Source organism: Algibacter amylolyticus (genome assembly GCF_014202225.1).
In the GTDB taxonomy this organism is placed as follows: Bacteria; Bacteroidota; Bacteroidia; order Flavobacteriales; family Flavobacteriaceae; genus Algibacter_B; species Algibacter_B amylolyticus.
In genome coordinates this window covers 293,783-316,488 of sequence record NZ_JACHGE010000004.1, presented here as the reverse complement: position 1 = coordinate 316,488, position 22,706 = coordinate 293,783, and the positions used below count along the sequence as shown (strand labels likewise).

Annotated in this window: 15 protein-coding genes; 11 read left to right on the top strand and 4 right to left on the bottom strand. The window is 34.5% G+C overall.

The window, feature by feature from the left end:
• The first annotated feature begins 4 nt into the window (after positions 1-4).
• From HNQ90_RS10930 to HNQ90_RS10895, 8 genes are all read left to right on the top strand, one after another.
• Positions 5-1,372 carry an endo-1,4-beta-xylanase gene (locus HNQ90_RS10930; RefSeq protein ID WP_144115834.1) on the top strand — a complete coding sequence of 456 codons (1,368 nt, stop codon included), beginning with the start codon at positions 5-7 and terminating at the stop codon, positions 1,370-1,372.
• Between the two features lie 137 nt (positions 1,373-1,509).
• The gene (locus HNQ90_RS10925; protein ID WP_144115833.1) at positions 1,510-2,598 is read left to right on the top strand and encodes an endo-1,4-beta-xylanase; all 1,089 of its coding nucleotides are present in this window, start codon (positions 1,510-1,512) and stop codon (positions 2,596-2,598) included.
• A complete protein-coding gene (locus tag HNQ90_RS10920) occupies positions 2,598-3,887 on the top strand; it encodes a sugar phosphate isomerase/epimerase family protein (protein WP_144115832.1) in 1,290 nt (429 codons plus the stop codon). The genes HNQ90_RS10925 and HNQ90_RS10920 overlap by 1 nt, the downstream gene beginning before the upstream one ends.
• Before the next feature lie 62 nt (positions 3,888-3,949).
• Positions 3,950-4,660 carry a ThuA domain-containing protein gene (locus tag HNQ90_RS10915; RefSeq protein WP_241678338.1) on the top strand — a complete coding sequence of 237 codons (711 nt, stop codon included), beginning with the start codon at positions 3,950-3,952 and terminating at the stop codon, positions 4,658-4,660.
• A 94-nt stretch (positions 4,661-4,754) separates the two neighbouring features.
• On the top strand, positions 4,755-5,696 hold the full coding sequence (locus tag HNQ90_RS10910) for an SMP-30/gluconolactonase/LRE family protein (protein WP_144115830.1): 942 nt from the start codon (positions 4,755-4,757) through the stop codon (positions 5,694-5,696).
• 20 nt (positions 5,697-5,716) lie between these two features.
• Positions 5,717-7,891 carry an alpha-glucuronidase family glycosyl hydrolase gene (locus HNQ90_RS10905; RefSeq protein WP_144115829.1) on the top strand — a complete coding sequence of 725 codons (2,175 nt, stop codon included), beginning with the start codon at positions 5,717-5,719 and terminating at the stop codon, positions 7,889-7,891.
• A 28-nt stretch (positions 7,892-7,919) separates the two neighbouring features.
• Positions 7,920-9,848, top strand: a complete 1,929-nt coding sequence (locus HNQ90_RS10900) for a sialate O-acetylesterase (RefSeq protein ID WP_144115828.1) — start codon at positions 7,920-7,922, stop codon at positions 9,846-9,848.
• Positions 9,849-9,857: 9 nt separating this feature from the next.
• Positions 9,858-11,291, top strand: a complete 1,434-nt coding sequence (locus tag HNQ90_RS10895; protein WP_144115827.1) for a DUF1593 domain-containing protein — start codon at positions 9,858-9,860, stop codon at positions 11,289-11,291.
• A 5-nt stretch (positions 11,292-11,296) separates the two neighbouring features.
• Here HNQ90_RS10895 and HNQ90_RS10890 read toward each other — a convergent pair whose 3' ends face one another.
• The 4 genes from HNQ90_RS10890 to HNQ90_RS10875 form a co-directional block, all read right to left on the bottom strand.
• Positions 11,297-12,334, bottom strand: coding sequence for a glycoside hydrolase family 43 protein (locus HNQ90_RS10890; protein ID WP_144115826.1), 1,038 nt, complete (start codon positions 12,332-12,334; stop codon positions 11,297-11,299).
• 20 nt (positions 12,335-12,354) lie between these two features.
• A complete protein-coding gene (locus tag HNQ90_RS10885) occupies positions 12,355-13,791 on the bottom strand; it encodes an MFS transporter (RefSeq protein ID WP_144115825.1) in 1,437 nt (478 codons plus the stop codon).
• A gap of 2 nt (positions 13,792-13,793) precedes the next feature.
• The gene (locus HNQ90_RS10880) at positions 13,794-14,930 is read right to left on the bottom strand and encodes an endo-1,4-beta-xylanase (protein WP_241678337.1); all 1,137 of its coding nucleotides are present in this window, start codon (positions 14,928-14,930) and stop codon (positions 13,794-13,796) included.
• A 186-nt stretch (positions 14,931-15,116) separates the two neighbouring features.
• Positions 15,117-16,439, bottom strand: coding sequence for a T9SS type B sorting domain-containing protein (locus tag HNQ90_RS10875; RefSeq protein ID WP_144115824.1), 1,323 nt, complete (start codon positions 16,437-16,439; stop codon positions 15,117-15,119).
• Positions 16,440-17,487: 1,048 nt separating this feature from the next.
• Between HNQ90_RS10875 and HNQ90_RS10870 the strand changes: the two genes are divergently transcribed.
• The 3 genes from HNQ90_RS10870 (at position 17,488) to HNQ90_RS10860 (ending at position 22,158) form a co-directional block, all read left to right on the top strand.
• The gene (locus HNQ90_RS10870; protein WP_172625834.1) at positions 17,488-18,735 is read left to right on the top strand and encodes a T9SS type A sorting domain-containing protein; all 1,248 of its coding nucleotides are present in this window, start codon (positions 17,488-17,490) and stop codon (positions 18,733-18,735) included.
• A 72-nt stretch (positions 18,736-18,807) separates the two neighbouring features.
• On the top strand, positions 18,808-19,764 hold the full coding sequence (locus HNQ90_RS10865; protein ID WP_144115822.1) for a sugar phosphate isomerase/epimerase family protein: 957 nt from the start codon (positions 18,808-18,810) through the stop codon (positions 19,762-19,764).
• Between the two features lie 51 nt (positions 19,765-19,815).
• The gene (locus HNQ90_RS10860) at positions 19,816-22,158 is read left to right on the top strand and encodes a chondroitinase-B domain-containing protein (RefSeq protein WP_144115821.1); all 2,343 of its coding nucleotides are present in this window, start codon (positions 19,816-19,818) and stop codon (positions 22,156-22,158) included.
• The last annotated feature ends 548 nt before the right edge of the window (positions 22,159-22,706 follow it).

Genomic DNA, 22,706 nt, shown 5'->3' with positions numbered 1-22,706 from the left:
AACTATGAAAAACACATTTAGAAATTTAATTTGTTTGCTTGCATTAATAATGGCTTTTAGCTGTTCTAATTCATCAGACGATTCACCAACATCAGGCCCAACAGAACTGCCTGATGCTATTAGGGCTTCGTTCGAACATACTATATCACCATCAGACCCTTTCGTGCTTCTTTTAACAAATACAACGTCCTATTATCTTCCATATACAGGAATGTGGGATTACGGAAATGGTACTACGGCCATTGCTAATGGTACAAGCGTTAAAGAAGTAAGATACGACGCAGCAGGAAGATATACTATTAGTCTTACCGTATCTAGCGATGGTATAACAAACACCATGAGTAAAGATATTATTGTAGACGAGAATGGTATTTGCCCTAATGCGGTTTGTGGTAGTACAAATGCAACAAGTTTAAAGGATGCTGCTACAACATTTTCTGTAGGTATGATAACTCGAGATTCTTACATAAATGCCGGTGGTAAACACACTGAAACTTTAAAGGCGGAGTTCAATAATTTAACTTCGGAATACCAAATGAAAATGGAAGTTATGTATCCATCTGAAGGTAACTACGATTTTAGTGCAGGCGACGTTATTGTTGATTTCGCGCAAGCTAATGACATGGATGTTCATGGTCATGCCTTAATTTGGCATAATGCAACGCCTAGTTGGGTGGAGAATTTTGCTGGAACCGATGCTGAATTTGAAACTATGGTTGAAGATTACATTACCACAACTTTAGAACACTATAAAGGAAAAGTACGCTCTTGGGATGTTGTTAACGAAGCTTTAGAAGATGGCTCGGGACACCCGTTAAGAAACTCAGTTTTTAGACAAAAAATGGGTGACGATTACGTTAAAAAATGTTTTCAATTTGCAAGAAATGCGGATCCAGATGTTATCCTTTTTTATAACGATTACAACATGGCTTCTAGTCCAACAAAGCGTGAAGCGATGTTTAACTTAGTTGATGGCTTGGGAGATTTAATTGATGGTGTAGGAGCGCAAATGCATATTTCGTACAACGGACCTTCTGCAGCCAATATTCAAGCTGTGGCAGATGGTACTGTATCTAGAAATTTAAAATTACATTTTGCCGAATTAGATATTAGAGCAAACCCAGAAGAAGATCCGAATGTATCCTCACTTTCTACAACTAGAGCAAATGCTCAGAAAGATAAGTTTAAAGAAGTTGTTCAAATTTATAACGCTATTCCATTAGATAATAAATTTGCATTAACTACATGGGGTGTTAGAGATAATGAATCTTGGTTGTTAGATTTCTGGGGTGTTCCAGATTGGCCACTTATGTTCGATGAAAACTATAATAAAAAGCCAGCTTATACAGGGTTTTTAGAAGGTTTACAATAATAAAAACATCCTTAAAATTTTTTTGAAAGAAAGCCCTAAGTTGTTAAATATTTTAGGGCTTTTCTTTATTATAAAATCAATTTTTAGGTAAGTTATAGTTTAAATATCCACTTCAATAACAAAAAAACAATTAAAGAATGTCCTTCAATAACGTATTAAAAATTTCAGTTTTAACCTTAGTAATGTTGGTAATGCATGCATGTAATAAAAATAAAACCATACAAGATAAAGGCCTAAAAGACCATGCAGAATTTCCAATAGGTACCGCTATTAAAATAGGATCTTTAACTTCCGATTTAGAACTTCAAGAGTTGCAAAAGTCTAATTTTAATAGCATCACATCTACAAGTGATATGAAAATGAATAGAATCCTTTTAGAAGACGGTAACTACAACTGGAGTAGAGTCGATAAAATTGTTGATTATGCTCAAACCAATAATCAGAGGTTATTTGGCCATAATTTAATTTGGCACAGTTCTACACCTAAATGGGTAGAAGAAAAAGCCGGTAAAGATAGCTTATGGTTAGAGGGGTTTATGAAAGATTATATATCCACTTATGCAGGTCGTTATAAGGGTAAAGTGGCAGGTTGGGATGTTGTTAACGAGGCTTTTGAGTCTGCTGGCGGAGCTATGAGAGAGACTGTTTGGTACAACGTTTTGGGAGAAGATTATATTGCTAAGGCATTTACTTATGCACATGCTGCCGACCCCAATGCCGTTTTATTTTACAACGATTTTAATATTGAAAGAGACACATTAAAACTTAATGCCACATTAAAGCTTGTAAAGGATTTAAAAGAAAAAGGTGTGCCTATTCATGGTATTGGGTTTCAAATGCACATTCGCATGGATATACCTGATGAAACAATTGCATATGCCTTAAAAAAGGCTGCTGATACAGGTTTGCAAATTCACTTATCGGAAGTCGATATTATTTTTAATAAACATAACGATACAAGACTTGGAGGCGTACAAATCTTTGATGAAATCACAGATGAAATGAAAACCGCCCAAGCAGAAAAGTACAAAAATCTTGTTTCAATGTACCGTAACATTGTTCCTAAAGCACAGCAATTTGGAATAACATTTTGGGAGTTTAACGATAGAGATACATGGATAAACGGCTTTTTTAATTTAAAAGATTGGCCAACCATATACAATGAAAAATTAGAACCAAAGCCGGCGTATTTTGGATTTTTAGAAGGTTTAAAAGAAGAACTATAATGAAAACAAGAAGTGTAATACTTATAGGACTCGTTTTTTTACTACCCATAATAAGTGTGGCCCAAAAGGAATATAACATGTCGTCTCAAAAAGACAGATTAATGCAATATGCGGGGCAATGGGTAAGCGCTATTAATCCTAGTACCGATAGTGTTGCTATGCATCCAGATGTAAAAATGAGTAGCATAAGTAATTTTAATAATAATTCGCTTAATGTAACTGTTCTTCAGAAAGATAGCGCGAATGCATATGTACCAATACTTCAGGAAATTATTGGTTACGATCGTGTTACCGATACCGTTTTTGCTTCCGGCCATAATGCCGAAGGTGCTTTTTTTACAGGTAAAGGCAAATTTTATTCAGAACATAAATGGACCATGCAGGATAAAGACCTTAATGGAAATAAAACCATGAAGGTTAATTTTAACTTTAATAGTTACACCGATGTTACTCTAGAAGGTCTCGATAATAATGAAAAGCAGTTATGGCAAACAAGATATATTAAACAAAATCCCAAAGATAAAAACATAGGCATCCAATTGGTTTCGGTGCACGATGATATGCTTAAAAATCCAGAAAAAACCTTAATTCAATTAGGCAGAATGGGCTATAGTTATGTTGAAACTTTTGTTTATAAAGATGGTGGTTTTTATAGCTATAGTCCTAGTGCGTTTAAGGCTATAGTAGAAAAAGCTGGTATGCAGTTTTTGGGTTCAATGACGTTTTTTGATCCAGAAGATAAAAATGACGAAGTCGCAATTAACTCTTGGTGGAATAAGGCTATTCAAGACCATAAAAAAGCGGGTGTGGAATATCTTTCTACTTCAAATAGTAAAATAAAAAGCATTACAACTATTAAAGAGCTTCAAGAGTTTTGCAATTATTATAACCAAATAGGAAAGCTTTGTAAAGACAATGGCTTAAAATTTATTTTTCATAACCATGCCGATGAGTTTTTAAAGGTTGAAGGCATAAGAGTTTACGATTACTTTTTGCAAAACACAAACCCGGAATATGTCTATTTTCAATCGGATGTGTATTGGATGCATGTGGCTGGTGTTAATCCGGTCCATTATTTTAAAACCTACCCTAACCGTTTTATAAGCTGGCATGTTAAAGACTATAAAGAATTGGGCGAAAGTGGTAAAATAGATTTTAAAGAGCTATTTAAGCATCAAGAAATATCTGGGGTTGAGTATATCTTATCTGAAGTTGAAGATTATAGCTTTCCGCCATTGTTTAGTGTGGGTTTAGCTTGGGAATATATTTATTATACATTATTAAAATAAGCCAAATACCTATGAAATCGTTTAGCATAAAGTGTTTTTTACTAACCATATTTCTTATTACCATGAGTAAAGCAAATGCTCAAGACCAGTTTAGTGTTTTATTGTTTACCCAACATGATGATTGGCATTACAACACCATTCCAGTGGCTATTCAAGCTTTCCAGGATATGGCCGAAGAACACCAATTTAAGTTTAATTGGACACAAAGGCCTAACGATTTATTAAAGCAACTACCAAAACATGATGTTGTGATATTTATGAACGCCAATGCCGATTCTTTAAAGACAAAGCATATCACTGCTTTAAAAGCATTTATAAAACGAGGCGGAGGTTTTGTGGGTATACATGGAACAGCCGATGGTGAAAATAATAACGCTTGGTTTGATGGACTTGTGGGCGCAAAATTTGTGAATCATCCAAAATTACAGGCTGCCATTGTAAAGGTTGAAAATACCGATTTTCCAGCAACATGGCATTTGCCCAATAAATGGCTTAGAAGTGATGAATGGTATAACTTTAGTAATTTCGATTTAGATAAATTAAACGTAGTTTTAACTGTTGATGAAACATCCTATGATTTTACTGCAGGATATGATGATATCCCTCTAAAAGGCATGGGAGATAAACATCCTATTTCCTGGTATCAATATTATGAAGGCGGAAAATCGTTTTATACAGCTTTGGGGCATAAACCAGAATCGTTTAAGGATAAAAATTTTTTAAACCACATTTTTGGTGGCATATATTGGGTGGCCAATAGACAGGATAATTAATTTTAAAATAGATTAAGGTTACTGTTAATAGTTGGTATTTTTATCAATTGTGATAAATAATTATTAATGATTAAAACCTTAAAAGTTTATAAAAATGATGGCTAAACTAAAAATACACATAATAAAATATCGTATTAGTGTTATTGGTGTGCTGTGGCTTGCTATACTTAATCTTTCTTGTAAAAGTAGCGACGGGAAAAAGCAAAATCTAGTAGCCGAAGGTGCGAAACTTATGTTGGTTTCCAATGCTTTCGAGTTTACAGAAGGTCCTGCAGCCGATAAATCGGGAAATGTATATTTTACCGACCAGCCAAATAATAGTATATTAAAATGGAATGCCTTAGATAACTCAGTTTCAGAATATATGAAACCTGCAGGTCGTGCAAACGGTTTGTATTTTGATAATGATGGTAATTTGCTGGCTGCAGCCGATGAGAAAAACGAACTATGGCGTATAGATTCTAATAAAAAAGTAACGGTTCTAGCCGGAGATTTCAATACTATTAAGTTTAATGGACCCAATGACATTTGGGTAGATGCTAAAGGAGGTGTTTATTTTACCGACCCTTATTATAAAAGAACTTGGTGGGCACATAAATCGCCACCTCAAGAAGAAAAACGGGTGTATTACTTGGCACCAAATGCCAGTAAAGTAAAAGTTGTAGTGCACGAAGGCTACTTGCAACCCAACGGTATTATAGGTACACCCAATGGTAAAACTTTGTACGTTGCAGATCAAGCGGGGAATAAAACCTATGCCTATACCATAACCAATTCTGGAGATTTAATAGATAAAAAATTGTTTGCAAACTTGGGTTCAGATGGTATGACTATCGATCATTTGGGCAATGTTTATCTTACCGGTAATGGCGTAACAGTTTTTAGTCCCGAAGGCAAACAAATTGAAAAAATAGAGGTGCCCCAGAACTGGACGGCCAATGTTACTTTTGGAGGCAAAGAGCAAAATATACTTTTTATAACCGCATTGAATTCTATTTACACCCTAAAGATGAATGTTAGAGGCACAAGGTATTAGCGTTATTAAAACGTATTAAAATGAAACATATAAAATTAGGAATATTTATTTTTTTATTATCGGTTGGTACTATTTCAGCTCAAGTGCCTAATGGATATAATCTTTGGCTTAATTATTCTCAGAAACCGAACAGCTCTATTATAAAAGAATACCAAAAGGTATCTACTTCGGTTTACTTTCAGAATGAATCCGATGTTTTAAACGTTTCAAGAGAAGAATTAAAAAGGGGATTAAAAGGCATGTTGGGAGTAGATGTTCTGTTTTCAGATGCCATTAGTAAATCGAATACCTTAATTATTGCGACAAAGAATAACTTGCATCAAGACATTCAGAATACACTGGAAACCAATTATAAGTCAATAGGCGACGAAGGCTTTATTATAAAATCTATACAGTTTAAGGGCAAACAGATAATTGTTATTTCAGCCAACCAAGATGTTGGAATTTTATACGGTGTTTTTAGATTTTTAAGATTACTTCAAATGGAAACCGATTTAAGCACTATTCATATTATTGATTCGCCTAAATTAGATTTAAGAATGCTAAACCATTGGGATAATTTAGACAGGACTGTAGAGCGAGGTTACGCGGGCTTTTCTCTATGGAATTGGCAAAAACTTCCAGATTTTATAGACCAGCGATATATAGATTATGCGCGAGCCAATGCCTCAATTGGTATAAATGGTACGGTTTTAAATAATGTAAATGCATCGGCTTTAATTCTTACGCCCATGTATTTAGAAAAAGTAGCAGCATTAGCCAATGTTTTTAGGCCATATGGTATTAAAGTATATCTAACAGCACGTTTTTCTGCGCCTATAGAAATTGGTGGTTTAGATACCGCAGATCCGCTTAACAGCGAGGTACAAAATTGGTGGAACACAATGGCAAGCAACATCTATAAAGCCATTCCAGATTTTGGTGGGTTTTTAGTTAAAGCAAATTCCGAAGGTCAACCTGGTCCACAAAATTACAACAGAACGCATGTAGACGGTGCAAATATGCTGGCCAAAGCTTTACAGCCGCATAATGGTGTTGTAATTTGGAGGTCTTTTGTGTATTCGGAACATGATGTTACCGATAGAGCAAAACAAGCGTATAGCGAGTTTGTACCTTTTGATGGTAAGTTTATGGATAATGTTTTGGTACAATCTAAAAATGGACCCATAGATTTTCAACCAAGAGAACCTTTTCATCCTATGTTTGGCGCTATGCCTAATACTAATTTGATGATGGAATTTCAAATTACACAAGAATATTTAGGCTTTAGCACACATTTAGTATTTCTTCCTAAACTTTTTGAGGAAGTTTTAAAAGCAGATACCTATGCACAAGGCAAAGGCACCACAGTAGCGAAGGTTATAGATGGTTCTATAACAAAACCAAAACTAACCGGAATAGCGGGTGTTTCTAATATTGGAAACGATATTAATTGGACAGGGCATCCGTTTGCACAAGCCAATTGGTATGGGTTTGGTAGGTTAGCTTGGAATCCGCATTTAAGTTCAGAAACCATTGCAGACGAGTGGTTAAGAGCAACCTATTGTAACAATTCAAAATTTATTGAACCTGTTAAAAACATGATGCTAAACTCTAGAGAAGCGGTTGTTAATTATATGAATCCTTTAGGCTTACATCATCTATTCGATACAAACCACCATTATGGTCCAGGACCTTGGGTGAGTAATTTAAGTCGCCCAGAATGGAACCCAACCTATTATCATAAGGCAGATGAAAACGGTATTGGATTTAATAGATCTTCAACAGGAAGTAATGCTGTAGAACAATATGCTAACGAGGTCGCTCATGTTTTTAATACTGTTGAAACCTGTCCGGAAGACTATCTGTTATGGTTTCATCATGTGCCATGGGATTATAAGCTGAAAAACGGAGAGTCTTTATGGAATGGATTGGCATTAAAATATCAAGAAGGCGTGAATCAAGTTTCGCAAATGATAGCAACTTGGAATGCTGTAAAGCCTTATGTTTCTGAGGCTGAATATAAAGAAGTTGATATGTTATTAAACATTCAATTAAAAGAAGCTAAATGGTGGAAAGATGCATCATTACTCTATTTTCAAACCTTTTCAAAGCAACCATTTCCAAAGGATATAGTGAAACCAGAAAAATCTTTAGAGTATTATAAATCTTTAAAGTTTCCGTTTGCGCCCGGTATTCGTCCGCATTGGGATTAGTTTATAAAAGCATTAAAAAAGTAGAACCATGAGCTATAATAAAACTGTTCTTATTTTAATTTTTGTCTTAGGCATTTCAACCTGTTTTGGGCAAATTAAACTACCAAAACTTATTAGTGATGGCGCTATTTTACAACGAGATACCGAACTTAAAATTTGGGGTTGGGCAGCACCTCATGAAACTGTTGTTTTAAGTTTTGATAACAAGGAATATAACCCTATAACTGATGCTAAAGGCAATTGGCAACTACTTTTACCGGCTCAAAAATTTGGTGGACCATATCAAATGGTATTTACAGGAACCAATAAAATTACCCTTAATAATATAATGTTTGGCGATGTATGGTTATGCTCTGGGCAGTCTAATATGGAACTTCCTATGCAGCGTTTAAAGGATAAGTATCCAAAAGAACTTGCCGAAGCTAATAATCCCAATATTAGACAATTTTTAGTGCCCGATCAATACGATTTTAACACCGAGCATAGCGATTTAGATTCTGGAACATGGAAAGAGGCGAACACGCAAAATATAGCGGAGTTTTCTGGCGTCGCTTATTTCTTTGCAAAAGAATTGTATGCTAAGTATAAAGTACCTATTGGATTAATAAACGCGGCCTTAGGTGGCTCGCCTGTTGAATCTTGGATGAGTGAGGATGCTCTTAAAAAATTTACTGGGGCTAATGCGGAGCTGCAACAATTTAAAGATAGCGCCTATGTTGCTAAAATTGCTAAAAGTGATAAAAACAGACAACAAAACTGGTATAATGAACTTCAAGAAAAGGATAAAGGCGGAAAGATAGGTTCTGAGTGGTATTTAGAAAGTACTAATGATGAACGTTGGGAGCATATGGAAATACCGGGCTATTGGGCAGATGAAGAATTAGGTAAGGTTAACGGTGTGGTATGGTTTAGAAAAACAGTAAATGTTTCTAAAGAAATGACCGAAAGCGAAGCGAGTTTGTGGTTAGGAAGAATTGTAGATCAAGACCATGTTTACGTAAATGGAACTTTTGTTGGTACAACGGGCTATCAATACCCTCCCAGAAAGTATAAACTACCTGTGGGCATTTTAAAACCAGGTAAAAACACCATAGCTATAAAAGTTATAAATGAGCAGGGTAGAGGCGGTTTTTTTCTAGATAAGCCATATTTCTTAGCTGTAAAAAAGGATACAATCGATCTTAAAGGGACTTGGAAATACAAACTAGGAACTACAATGGAACCGTTAAAAAGTCAAACTTTTATTCGTTGGAAGGCGGGCGGACTTTATAACAAAATGATAGCACCATTATTAAATTATAAAATTAGAGGTGCTATATGGTATCAAGGAGAATCGAACACTTATGACCCTAATACATACGCGTCCACATTTCCAGCTCTTATTGTGAATTGGCGAGATAAATGGCAAATTGGAGACTTTCCATTTATTTATGTGCAGTTAGCGAATTTTTTAAAAGAAACCGATGCGCCAACGGAGAGTAATTGGGCTTTGTTAAGGCAAGCACAACTTAGTACACTCTCGGTTCCCAACACAGGAATGGCAGTTATAACAGACATTGGAGAATGGAACGATATTCATCCTTTAAACAAAAAAGATGTTGGTAAGCGATTGTCTCAAGAGGCTTTTAGACTGAGTTATGGCGAATCAAAAGTTTCATTGTGTCCTGTTCCTGAAAAAGCAAAGTTTAAAAAGGATAAAGTTGAAATAGAATTTAAATATGCCGACTCTGGTTTAAAGGTTAAAGGTGGTACCACATTGCATTATTTCGAAATATCAAATGATGGTATTCATTTTGTAAAAGCTTCAGCTTTAATTAAAGGCGATGCTGTTGTTGTATGGCATTCAGAAATAAAAAATCCAAAAGTAGTACGCTACGCATGGGCAGATAATCCTGCTAAAGCAAATTTATTTTCAAATGATGATTTGCCTGTAAGTCCGTTTCAATTTAAAAAATAATATATCGTTATGAAAACACTTCAATCTTTAATCGTAATTGGTTTAATGGTATTTAGCACCATTGGTTTTGCACAAACGGTCGATAAAAACAGAGTTGTTATTTTATCGGATATTGAAGCAGATCCGGACGATACACAATCTTTTGTGCGCTTATTTTTATATTCTAACCAAATAGATATTAAGGGCATGGTGGCTACAACTTCTTGTTGGATGCAGTCCCAAATAAACCCGCAATCCATAGAAAAAATTATAGATGCTTATGGCAAGGTGCAACCAAACTTATTAAAACATGAGTCTGGTTATCCTGAAGCTTCACATCTAAAAAGTCTTATAAAAGATGGGTTACCTGTATATGGTATGAAGGGTGTTGGAAAAGGTAATGATTCCGAAGGTTCCGATTGGATTATAAAAATACTTGAAGAAGATGATGACAGGCCATTATGGATTTCCGTTTGGGGTGGTGTTAATACTTTAGCACAGGCCTTATTTAAAATTGAGGCTACAAAATCTAAAAAGGAAGCCAGTCGTTTAATTAAAAAATTACGAGTATATACCATCTCAGATCAAGATGATTCTGGGATTTGGATTAGAAATAATTTTCCAGATTTATTTTATATCGTAAGTCCAGGTGACGATTATGGGTCGGCAACATGGATAGCTATTAATAGTGTAATTAAAGGGAATGATAATACCACTATAAGTAATACTTGGATAACAGAACATATTCAACAAAACCATGGGCCTTTAGGTGCTGTTTATCCAGATACGGCTTGGGGAGTAGAAGGCGATACACCTGCGTTTTTATCATTAATACCAAATGGTCTAAATGTATCAGAACACCCAGAATGGGGTGCTTGGGGCGGACGCTACGAATTGTATAAGCCGGATTTTGGCAAAACTAAAAAAGGTGGGTCTGTTCTAGAATTAGCACCAGAAACACGACCTATTTGGACGGATGCTACTGATAATTACAAGCCTTATGTTTTTAAGGAATTTGGTAGAGTGTTTAAAAAAGACAGCTTGTCGTTTAATGATAATAAGGCTACGCTCTGGCGCTGGAGAAATGATTTTCAGAATGATTTTGCTGCACGTATGGATTGGTGTACACAATCATACGAAGAAGCAAATCATCCACCTATTCCAGTGTTGAGTCATCCATCAGAATTACATGTAAAATCGGGTGAAAGTATTTCTTTAGATGCGCGACAATCTCATGATCCTGATGGTGATAATTTAAGTTTTTTATGGTTTCATTACCCAGAAGCAAGTTCTTATAAAAAAGAGGTCGGGTTTATTCCAGAAAATGTCTATCATGCCCACACGACTGCGCCAAAAGTTGATAAAAAGGAAACATTACATGTTATACTAAAAGTAACCGATAAAGGTAGTCCTGCGCTAACTCGATATAAACGTATCATTGTAACTGTTTCCCCCAACGAATAGGTCTTTTAATCCTTGTAAGGATTTAAGGTTATTATTGTGCCATCTGCTCTATATTTTATTTCTGCCACCTTAACTGAACGTAGGTGTGTAACACCTTTAGATAAACTCGAATCGTGATAAAACAAGTACCATTTATTATCTACTTCGCAAATAGAGTGGTGTGAAGTCCAACCTACTACTGGATTCAATATGCGTCCGCCATAAGTAAATGGTCCATAAGGGCTATCGCCAATAGCGTAGCAAATAAAATGCGTATCGCCAGTAGAATATGAAAAATAATATTTACCGTTGTATTTATGTAACCAAGCGGCCTCGAAAAAACGTCGTTCGTTATCTCCAGCTAATAATAAATTTCCATTGTCATCTAAGATTTCAATAGGTTTTGGTTTTTCAGCAAATTCTAACAAATCGTCTGTCATTTTAGCAACATAAGGTAGTAAAGCTGGTTCATTATCTTTAGGAAGAAATGCTGTTGGACTTTCAGTTTGTTCTGCATTAAACTCACCAGTTCTCCAGCGTTGTAATTGTCCACCCCAAAGACCACCAAAATACATGTAATAGCTACCGTCTTCATTTTTAAAAACAGCAGGATCGATAGAAAAACTACCTTTAATAGCTTCTGGTTGTGCTTTAAAAGGTCCTGTTGGAGAGTTGCTTGTAGCTACTCCTATTCTAAAAATACCATCGTGTGCTTTTGCAGGAAAAAATAAATAATACGTGCCGTCTTTTTCATTGGCATCGGGTGCCCACATTTGTTCTTTAGCCCAAGGCACATCATTAACATGTAAAGCCACACCGTGATCGACGGCTTCACTTTCAATAGAATCCATAGAGATTACATGATAGTCTTCCATAGCGAAATGGCTTCCTAAATCATCAAAAGCTTCTCCTGCATCGACATCATGAGAAGGGTAAATGTATATTTTTCCATTAAACACGTGTGCCGACGGGTCTGCTGTGTAAATGTTAGTTACTAAGGGTTGAGAAATAGCGCGCTTATTTAGGTCATTAAAATTTATATTTTCGATACTTTCTTCAGGCATAATGTTATATTTTGTTAGTTTTAATTCTGTCTTCGTTCTTTTAATTCAGCTTCAATTTGCACTTCCATTTTTTTATTAATTTCATAGAAAAAAAGCAAGCCTACGGCTATTAAAAATGGAATTGCTGGATATATACTTACAAGTAATTTAGTTCCTGTAATAGTAACTGCTGTTTGTTCTGTAAGGTTGGCATCATAGCCATAACTAGCTAAAATAGAAGCTAAAAGTGCAGACCCAATACTTAAGCCTCCTTTTAAACCTACCATCATTGCAGAGAAAATAATGGCTGTTGCTCTATGGTTAGTTTTCCACTCGGAGTAATCTGCTACATCGGCAATCATAGCCCAAAGTAATGGGATGGTGATACCATAGAAAAATCCATGTAAAATTTGCGATGCAAACATGAGTTCTACAGATGTTGATGAGAAGAAATAAAAGAAGATAATAAACAAGGTTGAAATAAATAAAAAGGTCATAAAAACATCTCTTTTTCCGTATTTATCGGCTAATTTTTTAGATAAACCAATACCAAACATCATGAAAATAATACCACCAGCGTTAAATAATCCAAATCCTGCAGATACGGGATCTTCTCCAAAGAAATTTATGCCAATGCTAGATAGGAAATCTAATAGCGGACTTATAAAACGCGTTAGTCTATCGGCGTCTACATAGTTTTTAAAATAGTAAACATAAGAACCGCCTTTCATAGCTAGTGTGATAAAAACTAAGGTGGTAACTGTTAAGGTTATTACCCAAGGTTTATTCTTAAATAAGTCTGATAAATCCTCTTTAATACTCGATTTTTGTTCTGGCTTAGGGACAATACGTTCTCGTGTGCTAACAAAGGTGATTAGCAACATGATGGTACCTATAATGGCAAGCCAAGTCATGACTATTTCAATTCCAACGGCTTTATCGCCTCCTCCAGCAGATTCGATAATGGGTAGCATAAATACTTGTACAAAAAATTGTGCAAACATTACGGCTACAAAGCGATAAGCAGATATGCTGTTTCGCTCTCCCATATCGCCAGTTATTACACCACTTAAAGCCGAGTATGGCAAGTTGTTTGCCGCATAAAGTAAAAGTAATAAGGTGTAAGTAACAACGGCGTAAATAACTTTTCCTTTGTAACTAAAATCTGGGGTGCTAAAGGCTAATAAAGCAACAACACCGAGCGGAACGGCTGTCCATAAAATCCATGGTCTAAATTTTCCCCATTTGGAGTTTGTTCTATCTGCAATGGCGCCAATAATTGGATTAAATCCAAATGCAGCAACCAGCCCTACAGTTAATATAATTGCCGATGCGTGGTTAGCCTCAAGACCGTAAATATCAGTATAGAAAAAAGCTAAGTAGGTAACCAAGGTTTGAAATACTAAATTGGCAGCGAGATCGCCTAAAGCATATCCAACCTTTTCTTTTACTGATAGTATTTGTGTATTAGCACTCATATTTATTTGTTTTTTAAAGCTAATACAGTGTGGTAAGCTTTTTTAGGTTCAAAATTTCTATCAAATAATAAGGGGTGATTCGTTCTTCCGTTTATAGGCCAATTATTTAACCAGGTTTGTCCATCATTAACACCCCAAAAAGTGACTCTTTCAATTTTATCTTTGTGTTTTAAGAATAGTTTAAAAATATCCTCATAACGCTTAGCTAATTGCATTTGTGCCGCATCTGTAAGTGCAACAGGGTAAGGATTCATTTTAGGGTCGCCTTCAAATTGAGCATAACTTTGCTCGACTGCAGCACCATCTAAATCCCATGGGTTTGGCAATACCGTAACATCTAGCTCGGTAAAACTTACCTTAACTCCTAATGCTGCATATGCCAAAATACTGTTTTCTATATCCTCTAGAGTTGGACCTTCTAAACTCCAATGGGCTTGCATACCAACACCATCAATTTTAATACCTTGTGCTTGCAAGTTTTTAACAAGTTTTACTACACCAGCTCTTTTTTCTGGTTTCCAAAGGTTGTAATCATTGTAAACTAACTTAGCGTCAGGATCGGCTTTAGCGGCCAATTTAAAAGCAAGAGCTATAAAATCCTCGCCCATAACCTCGTAAAAATTAGATGTTCTAAAACTACCATCTTCATTTAAAGCTTCGTTTACTACATCCCAAGTATGTATTTTACCTTTATATCTTTTTACAATTGTATTTATATGCGTTTCAATGTATTGTGCCATGGTAAGACTGTCTTTTACCTCTTGCATCCAAGGAGCTAATTGGCTGTGCCAAACTAGGGTGTGGCCTATAATATGCATATTGTGTTTTTCTCCTAAGGCAACATATTTATCGGCTACATCAAAAAAGAACGTGTCTTTTTGTGGGTGAATTTGTTCCCACTTCATATCGTTTTCTGGTGTTATGGCATTAAATTCTTTTTCAAGAAGTGCTGTTGTTTTGGAGTTGCTTTGATTGATTTGAGAACGACTAAGCGCAGTACCTATATAAAAATCGTTTTTAAACGATTCTTTAAGAGAAATTGGCGGCTTTGAATCTGTTTTTTTTGGTGCATTATTACAGTTAAAAAACAAGGCAAATGCCATTAATGTAAAAATTAGTTTATATAATGTATTGGTCATAATTAATTAATTTTTCAACTCGTTTTTAAGTCAAGTTGGTTATAAAATTATTTTGAATAAAAGTAGTTTTAAGCCGTCTAGAAGAGTAAAACAAAATCAACTAATCTTAAAACAATTGTTGCATTTTGCAGTATGATAGGGCTATTTGAGCAGTGCTTAATTTAATTTATTATTAAGTTGGCTTAATTATCTTTTTAAAGTGAAGTGTCCTGAGAATTTTTGATTGTCAATAATAATAATGTACCAATAATCATCTGAAGGCATATTTATATTATTAGCGCTACCATTCCAAGAAAATTTGGTGTTACTTGCACTTTTTACAAGTTTTCCATAGCGGTTAAAAATTGAAACATGCGATGAAGAATAAAACTCGATTCCCTTTAAATCAAATTCATCATTTACACCATCGTTATTTGGCGTAAAAAATTTAGGAATATAAAAATGTAAGTGTGGTTTGGTTATTATGGTATCGCAAAAACGTTGTTTAACATAAATGGTATATTGGCCACCTTCAATATTTATAAATGTATTATTGGGTTGGTATATATTGCCGTTAAGTGAGTATAAAAAATCACCTTCATTGCTGGTTGTAACAACAATATCTCTACCATCTGATGTAATTGAATGTATAACAGGATTCTCAATTTGAGTGACATTAATAGTTTTTGTTACTGTACAATTAAAATTGGATACAGCAACGGTGTAAATTCCAGGGCTAGAAACAGTTATTTCTTCTGTGGTGTCGCCATTACTCCATAAATAGGTAGACGTTGGTATGTTGGAGTTTGCCTGCAATGTAATGGTGGTGTTTTCGCAAAAGGACAAGAATTCGTCTTCCACTAAAGGGGTTTCAAGGAAATTAATAACAATAGGCGTTCTAGATGCTGAAACACAACCACCATTTATGGTTTCTGCTTCGGCATAATACGTTCCAGATGTTTGAGGTGAATAGCTTGAACTATTTGGTAATAGTAAATTGCCTCCAGTGGCGGCATCATACCAGTTTACTGTCGTTCCAGAAGGTGTTGAAGCAGAAATAGGTGTTGTAGAACCTTCGCATAACGAAAGATCTCCATGGCTTGTTGGAGCACTAGGAATTTCGACAACCTTAAACTCAAAAGTATCAGACAACGCATTGCAAAAGGAATTCGATATGTTAATAGCATCTTCTGCAACTTTTACTCTGTAAAAAATAGTGGTATTTAACGGTGGTGTTGTAAAAGTTGGATTGTTTTCTCCAATCATATCCGTCCATGTTATATTGTCTGTACTTTCTTGCCATTGGTAAAAATGGCTTGAAAAAATGGTGAAATCTGGATTTGCAGTTAACGTTTTTGAAGATGAAGGGCTTCCAGCACAATGATAAACTTCGGATTTGTTCTGAGTATCGGTAACCGTAATATTATCTCCGCAGGATTTAAATACAATATCATCTAATGCTAAATCGTTACCGCAACCTCCAACACCATTATTTAGCATTTTTAAAATTACAGATGTTTGTTTAGGCAATGTTTTAAATACTAAAGCGTACTGTTGCCAATTAGGACTAGAGGTACTATTTATATTTCCAGTATCTCCCGAGGCTAGTAAATTAGTGTCGGTATTGTCCCAAATTTCGAATTTAACATTTATAGGAATTCCAGCGCCACAAGAAGGATGATTGTTAGGTAGAAGGTTAATTATCCAAGAAGAAAATTCGTAAGATGTATTCTCGCAGAGACCACTTATAGCCCTTCTATAAAATTCGCCTGTGGTAAAATCTGCGTTAATTATTAAACTACGGCCGTCGGTATCTCCGGGTGTGTGATCTGGTATATCGTGCCATCCAAACCAATTTGTTCTGTTAGAAACTGTATAGAAACCATCGTTAGGTTGTGTGCTTGCAAAGGTATAGGACGTAGTTCCTGGTGGTAGCGTTGTGTTAGTGGTTCCCGATCCAAAATCCTCAGTAAAAATGGGTTCGCCAGAATTCCCTCCGCAAAAACCTAATTGGGCATTGGCTTGAAGTGAGAAACATGTTAATAAAGCAAGGAGTATTTTATTGAGAGTATTAATAATTTATGGTTTTAACAACAGTTGTTTATTTGACAATGAATTTAGTGCTATATTAATTAAAAGATAGCTTTGGTAATAATCTTTTCATCGCAAATACTAAAACAAATGATGCATATGCGGTATAAAATTTTTCAAGTTAACAAAAAAAACAGATGTCTTATGGTCTTTAGCTCTAATTATGCTATAAAATTTTCAGTTAATTAAATACATTTCTAAATTCATATAAAACACCATTTTCACTTTGTTTTTTAAATAGTTTAATAAAATTTTTTATTCATAACATCATGAGATTGAGCAGTTGGTGTTATTAAAAGAGAGCTTTAAACAATTGTGATAAAAGCTGAGGTTAATATTTCTTGTAGTCAATTTTTATGTTAAAATTTGGGTGAATTCGTAAATTTTATAATATATTTGGAAAACTCAAAATTGGTTAACCACTTTGGAAAACCAAAAAATGAGATTTCTACCACAGAAAACTAAAACAATAACTAAATATTACATTATGAAAACAAAACTACTTTTAGAAGGACTAACAAGTAAAACACTTTATAGTCTTTTACTATGCTGTTTATGTCTAACTTATGGATGGAGCCAAAACCCTAGTATGCAAATTATTGGTGAATTTCCTGAGGTAGATGGAGGTATGGAAGCGCAAACAGCGGATGCAACAATGAGTTCTGCTGGTAGTTCACAGGCGGGTACTGCTCAAGAGACTTGGACTGTATCATCAACAGGTAACTCATCTGTAAGAACTATGGATGACGATGCGGCATTAGCAAGAACTGGTACCTTTTCGGCAGAATGGGCTGTGGCAGAAGGTAAAACTAACGTAAGATTACAATCTCCTTCTCCTACTTCTCCTGCATTTACGCCAGAAACAGAGTATACCATTCAGTTTTTTTATAAAAGTGAATTCGATCCAGGAACTGATTTAGATCCAGGGGTTTATTTAAATAATACATCATCTGGAAGTACAACAAACAAGACTGATGTTACGCCTTGGGCAAGTAATACGTGGACAAAAACTTATGGTACAAAAACACTTGGAGCAGCGTTTAATGCTTCTAATTGGGCTGTAGCCAGAATATCAACGGCTTCAGATGCTACTGGATTTCATTCTGCCGTAAGAGTAGATGATTTTGTTGTATATGCTGGAGGTTATGATGATATGGCGCCTAGTGATCCTACAGGGGGTTCTTACGATGCGTCAGGCAACATTGCTTGGTCGGCGCCAGTAGGTGGAGTAGATGGAGGAGGATATGTAGTTTTTAAATATTCTGAAATGCCATCTGCAGACAATGATCCTAATCAAAATGGTATCTATCAAGTAGGTAGTGCCACAACAAATGGAACAGGAAGTATTACAGGTACTGTTGTTTATATTGGAGAAACGCCTTCATTCACAGATACATATTCAGCTGGTACATATTATAAAATATATGCGGTTGATAAGGCTTTTAATTATTCAAATGAATTAAATATTTCTGATGCTACATTAAGTGTCTCTCAAAATATTTTAGCAAGTAAATTAAACATCTATCCTAACCCAGCGCAAGATTACATTCAAATAGATGCTAACGATGTAAAAGTTGAATCAGTAGAAATGTTTAGTCTTGTTGGACAAAAAGTTATTTCAAAAAGTAACCTAATTAATAGCCGATTAGATATTTCAAATTTAGGTCGTGGTATATACCTTTTAAAGGTAAATGCTAATGATGGAAGCTTAACAACAAAAATAATAGTAGAGTAACCAACAAAATAGTTTGATTAAAAAGCCTTTTTTTAAAATAAAAGGCTTTTTTTAGTTTATTAAAATAAAACTATGGTATCTAAAAACAGACGAGACTTTGTAAAAAAATCAGCCTTAGCCATAGGAGCAATTCCTATGTTAGGGTTTTCTAATAGTGCTTTACAATGGGTTAACGATTCTGGTAATAACGATTTGTCTGTTAATATTTTTTCAAAACATCTTCAGTTTTTAGATTATAAAACTACGGGTGAAATGTCCGCATCAATGGGTTTTTCTGGAGTAGATTTAACCGTAAGACCAAAGGGGCATGTGTTGCCAGAACATGTAAAAGTAGATTTGCCAAAGGCTATAGCAGATATAAAAGTGGGAGGTTCGCAATGTAATATGATAACCACCAGTGTTGAGAATGTTAATAACCCACTAGACGTAGATGTTATAAAAACAGCTGCAAAATGTGGTATCAATTTTTATCGTACAAATTGGTTTAAGTATTTGGAAGGTGAAACCTTAGAAGCCTCTATTAACTTTTATAAAAAACAAGTAAAAGCTTTGAGCGAGCTAAATGCACAGCATAATATTGTTGGTTGTTACCAAAACCATGCAGGTGTAAAAGTTGGTGCTTCTTTTTGGGAGGTAAAAGCGATTTTAGAATTAGCCAATACAACGTTTTTTGGTACACAGTACGATATTAGACATGCCGTTGTAGAAGGTGGGAATTCTTGGGTAAACGGACTAAACCTTTTACAAGATTATATAAAAGTAATTGTTTTAAAAGATTTTAAATGGGGTTTGGTTAAAGGGCAATGGAAAATCGTTAATGTGCCAATAGGTGAAGGCATGGTCGATTTCGATACCTACTTTAAAATATTAAAAAAGTATAAATTAAAACCTCCAGTTTCTTTACATTTAGAATATGATTTAGGAGGAGCAGAAAAGGGACAGGATAAAATTAGTGTTGATAAAAAGGTTGTTTTCGATGCTATGAAAAAAGACTTAAGCACAGTTCAAAAAATGTGGAATCAAGCCTAAATATAGTTGTTTGGGTGATATTAATAAATAAAATAAAAAGAAATAATACTAATGAATTACACCGCTAATTTTAAATTGAAAAATAATATTTTAATCTACCTAAGTGTTTTATTCCTTGCTTTTGGGTGTAAAGAATCTGCTGTTAAAAGTGGTATTAAGGTAGATAATATTGAAGCTTTAAACAATGCTATTAAAGATGCTAAGCCAGGAGATAATATTGTGCTTGCAAATGGTGTATGGAAAGATGTAGAAATTAAATTTAGAGGCCACGGAACAAAGGATAATCCTATTGTGTTAAGTGCCGAAACAGCAGGTAAAGTTTCTATTGAAGGGAAATCGTATTTAAAATTCGGCGGCCAGCATCTAGAGGTTGAAGGCTTGCATTTTAAAAATGGTTATTCGCCATCAAGAGCAGTAGTCGAGTTTAAAATAAATGATGATGAGATTGCAAATAACTGTAAAATAACAAATTGCGTTATTGAGGATTTTAATAAGCTAAAACGTGATGACAGCGATTTATGGGTTAATTTCTGGGGAAGACACAACGAGTTAAGTAACTGCTATATAGCCGGAAAAACCAATAGAGGGCCAACCATTCGAGTTAATTTAGAGGGTATTGAAAGCATTAATAACTATCATCAAATTGTAAATAATCATTTTGGACCAAGACCTGTAAAAGGAGGTCCAAGTGGTGAAACTATTCAATTAGGAAATAGTTTTACATCTATGGCTCCAAGTTATACTATGGTCGCAAATAACTTATTTGAAGAGTGTAATGGCGAAGTTGAAGTAATATCAAGCAAGACTAACTTTAATGAGTTTAGAAACAATGTGTTTTATAAAAGTGAAGGGTCTTTAGTAACTAGACATGGTAATTATTGCACGATTGATGGTAACTATTTTATTGGTGATGGTGTAAATGAAAATTATGGTGGTATCCGAATAATAAATACGGGACATTGGGTAACTAATAATTATTTTTTCAACTTAAAAGGTACAAGTTTTAGAAGCCCGTTGGCTGTAATGAACGGTATACCAAAATCGCCACAAAATAGATATAACCAAGTTACCGATGTTGTTGTTGCTTACAATACTTACGTTAATTGTAGCACGCCTTGGCAGTTTGGTGTGGGTACAAATATTGCTCAAGCCGATGTGTTGCCCAAGTCTGAAATTCGTTCTGCAAGAGCAGTTAGAACCACTGTAGCTAATAATGTTATTTATAATGAAACGGGTCTAGAGGCTATTGTTATTGAAAACGATAAGGCTGATGGTGTTACTTTTAAAAATAATATTGTAGATAATAAAGGCGTTAAATTTAATGGTTTTGATGGAGGCATAAAAGAGGTGTCATTGAGCTTAAAAATTATTTCTGAAAACATTAAAATTCCAACCGGCGTACCAAACGATATCGAACCATATGTAGGATTTGATTTCGGAAATATAAAAACAGATTTATTCGGTAAATCTAGAGAAAACAATAATAGTATTGGTGCAATTATTGGAGTGGATGTTGCTAACCCAAATATACTTGATAAATCTAAATACGGTACAGACTGGTTTTCAAATGAAGTAGAACCTAGTGATCCTGTTTCTCATGTTGTTACTAATGCTAGTGAGATACAGGCCAAAATAGACGCCGCTAATAAAGGTGATATTATAGTATTAAGTCCAGGTGTTTATAACGTAGAAAAGTCTTTAGTTATTAATAAAGCAATTACAATTCAATCTAAAAAAGGGGAGAAAGCGCAAGTGGTATTCAATGGAACAGCTAATTCGCCATTATTTTCGCTAAACCCAAAAGGTAAGTTAACCGTTAATAATTTAGACTTAAAAGGAAATAATACTAATTATGCCTTTGCGAGTTTAAAAGAAAATATGTCTAATCATTTTGGATTAACAGTTTCAAATACCGAAATAAGTAATTTTAATTACGTGCTTAAAGTTTTTAAAGAATCTTTTTCAGAACGTATTACTTTTAATAATACTAATATTTCAGACTGTTTAAATGGTATTGAGTTATCAGGAGAAATAAATGCAAAAGGAGATTATAATACCGAGTATTTAACTATCGATTCTTGTAAATTCAATAATGTAAAGGCTAATGTAGTTGATTATTACCGAGGTGGTTATGATGAGTCTACAATTGGAGGTAATCTTATAGTTTCAAATTCTACATTTACAAATTGTGGTGTTAAAGAAGATAACCGAATTCTATTAAACCATCATGGAATAGTAAATGTAAATATTACAGGTAATACTTTTAAAAATAATCCGGTGGCTTTTGTTTCTGTTTTATGGGGTGCAAAAAACAACGCGCAGTCAAATAATACAATAAGTAACTCTGGACAAATTAAGGTTCAAGAAAATTTAGAAATGAAATTGATGTACTAGTTTAAAAGGAGTTCTCAGTTTTTAAAATCCAGAATATTTTTTAAATTAAAAAGACTTTAAACGCCCATTTTTATGGGCGTTTTTTAGTTTAATTATGTTAAAATTCACATTTTATAGTTATTTTTTTTGTAAAAATAGGAAATACCTATATATTTGGTAAACCAATTTGGTTAACCAGATTGGTCTCATTTAACTCATTAGGTGTTTTTTAACCCATTTCTAGGGGCGCAAAACTAAAGGTGTAAGTTAAAAATGATGATTTAGAAAATATATTATAAATCAATTAATAGAGACAGGGATTTCAAAAGGCATTCTTTGTGAAATGTTTGAGTTAGTCGCTGGTAAACATAGCATTTTGTTTCCTGTCTATATTAAAAAGAAATAAAGCAAATCCTTTGTTTTAAGGACTGCTTCGAAAATGGAATCATTAGTGGCGTTAAACTACAAAAAGAACTATTCATGTAAAGCGGGATTGAATAGTTTGTTTGATGCTGCTAATAATTCATTATTTAATTTGTAAAAAAAAACGCTTTTGTATTTGGGAGCTA

Coding starts and splice junctions, on each gene's coding strand:
- HNQ90_RS10930 (WP_144115834.1), top strand. CDS start 5: ATGAAAAACACATTTAGAAATTTAATTTGTTTGCTTGCATTAATAATG.
- HNQ90_RS10925 (WP_144115833.1), top strand. CDS start 1,510: ATGTCCTTCAATAACGTATTAAAAATTTCAGTTTTAACCTTAGTAATG.
- HNQ90_RS10920 (WP_144115832.1), top strand. CDS start 2,598: ATGAAAACAAGAAGTGTAATACTTATAGGACTCGTTTTTTTACTACCC.
- HNQ90_RS10915 (WP_241678338.1), top strand. CDS start 3,950: ATGAGTAAAGCAAATGCTCAAGACCAGTTTAGTGTTTTATTGTTTACC.
- HNQ90_RS10910 (WP_144115830.1), top strand. CDS start 4,755: ATGATGGCTAAACTAAAAATACACATAATAAAATATCGTATTAGTGTT.
- HNQ90_RS10905 (WP_144115829.1), top strand. CDS start 5,717: ATGAAACATATAAAATTAGGAATATTTATTTTTTTATTATCGGTTGGT.
- HNQ90_RS10900 (WP_144115828.1), top strand. CDS start 7,920: ATGAGCTATAATAAAACTGTTCTTATTTTAATTTTTGTCTTAGGCATT.
- HNQ90_RS10895 (WP_144115827.1), top strand. CDS start 9,858: ATGAAAACACTTCAATCTTTAATCGTAATTGGTTTAATGGTATTTAGC.
- HNQ90_RS10890 (WP_144115826.1), bottom strand. CDS start 12,334: ATGCCTGAAGAAAGTATCGAAAATATAAATTTTAATGACCTAAATAAG.
- HNQ90_RS10885 (WP_144115825.1), bottom strand. CDS start 13,791: ATGAGTGCTAATACACAAATACTATCAGTAAAAGAAAAGGTTGGATAT.
- HNQ90_RS10880 (WP_241678337.1), bottom strand. CDS start 14,930: ATGACCAATACATTATATAAACTAATTTTTACATTAATGGCATTTGCC.
- HNQ90_RS10870 (WP_172625834.1), top strand. CDS start 17,488: ATGAAAACAAAACTACTTTTAGAAGGACTAACAAGTAAAACACTTTAT.
- HNQ90_RS10865 (WP_144115822.1), top strand. CDS start 18,808: ATGGTATCTAAAAACAGACGAGACTTTGTAAAAAAATCAGCCTTAGCC.
- HNQ90_RS10860 (WP_144115821.1), top strand. CDS start 19,816: ATGAATTACACCGCTAATTTTAAATTGAAAAATAATATTTTAATCTAC.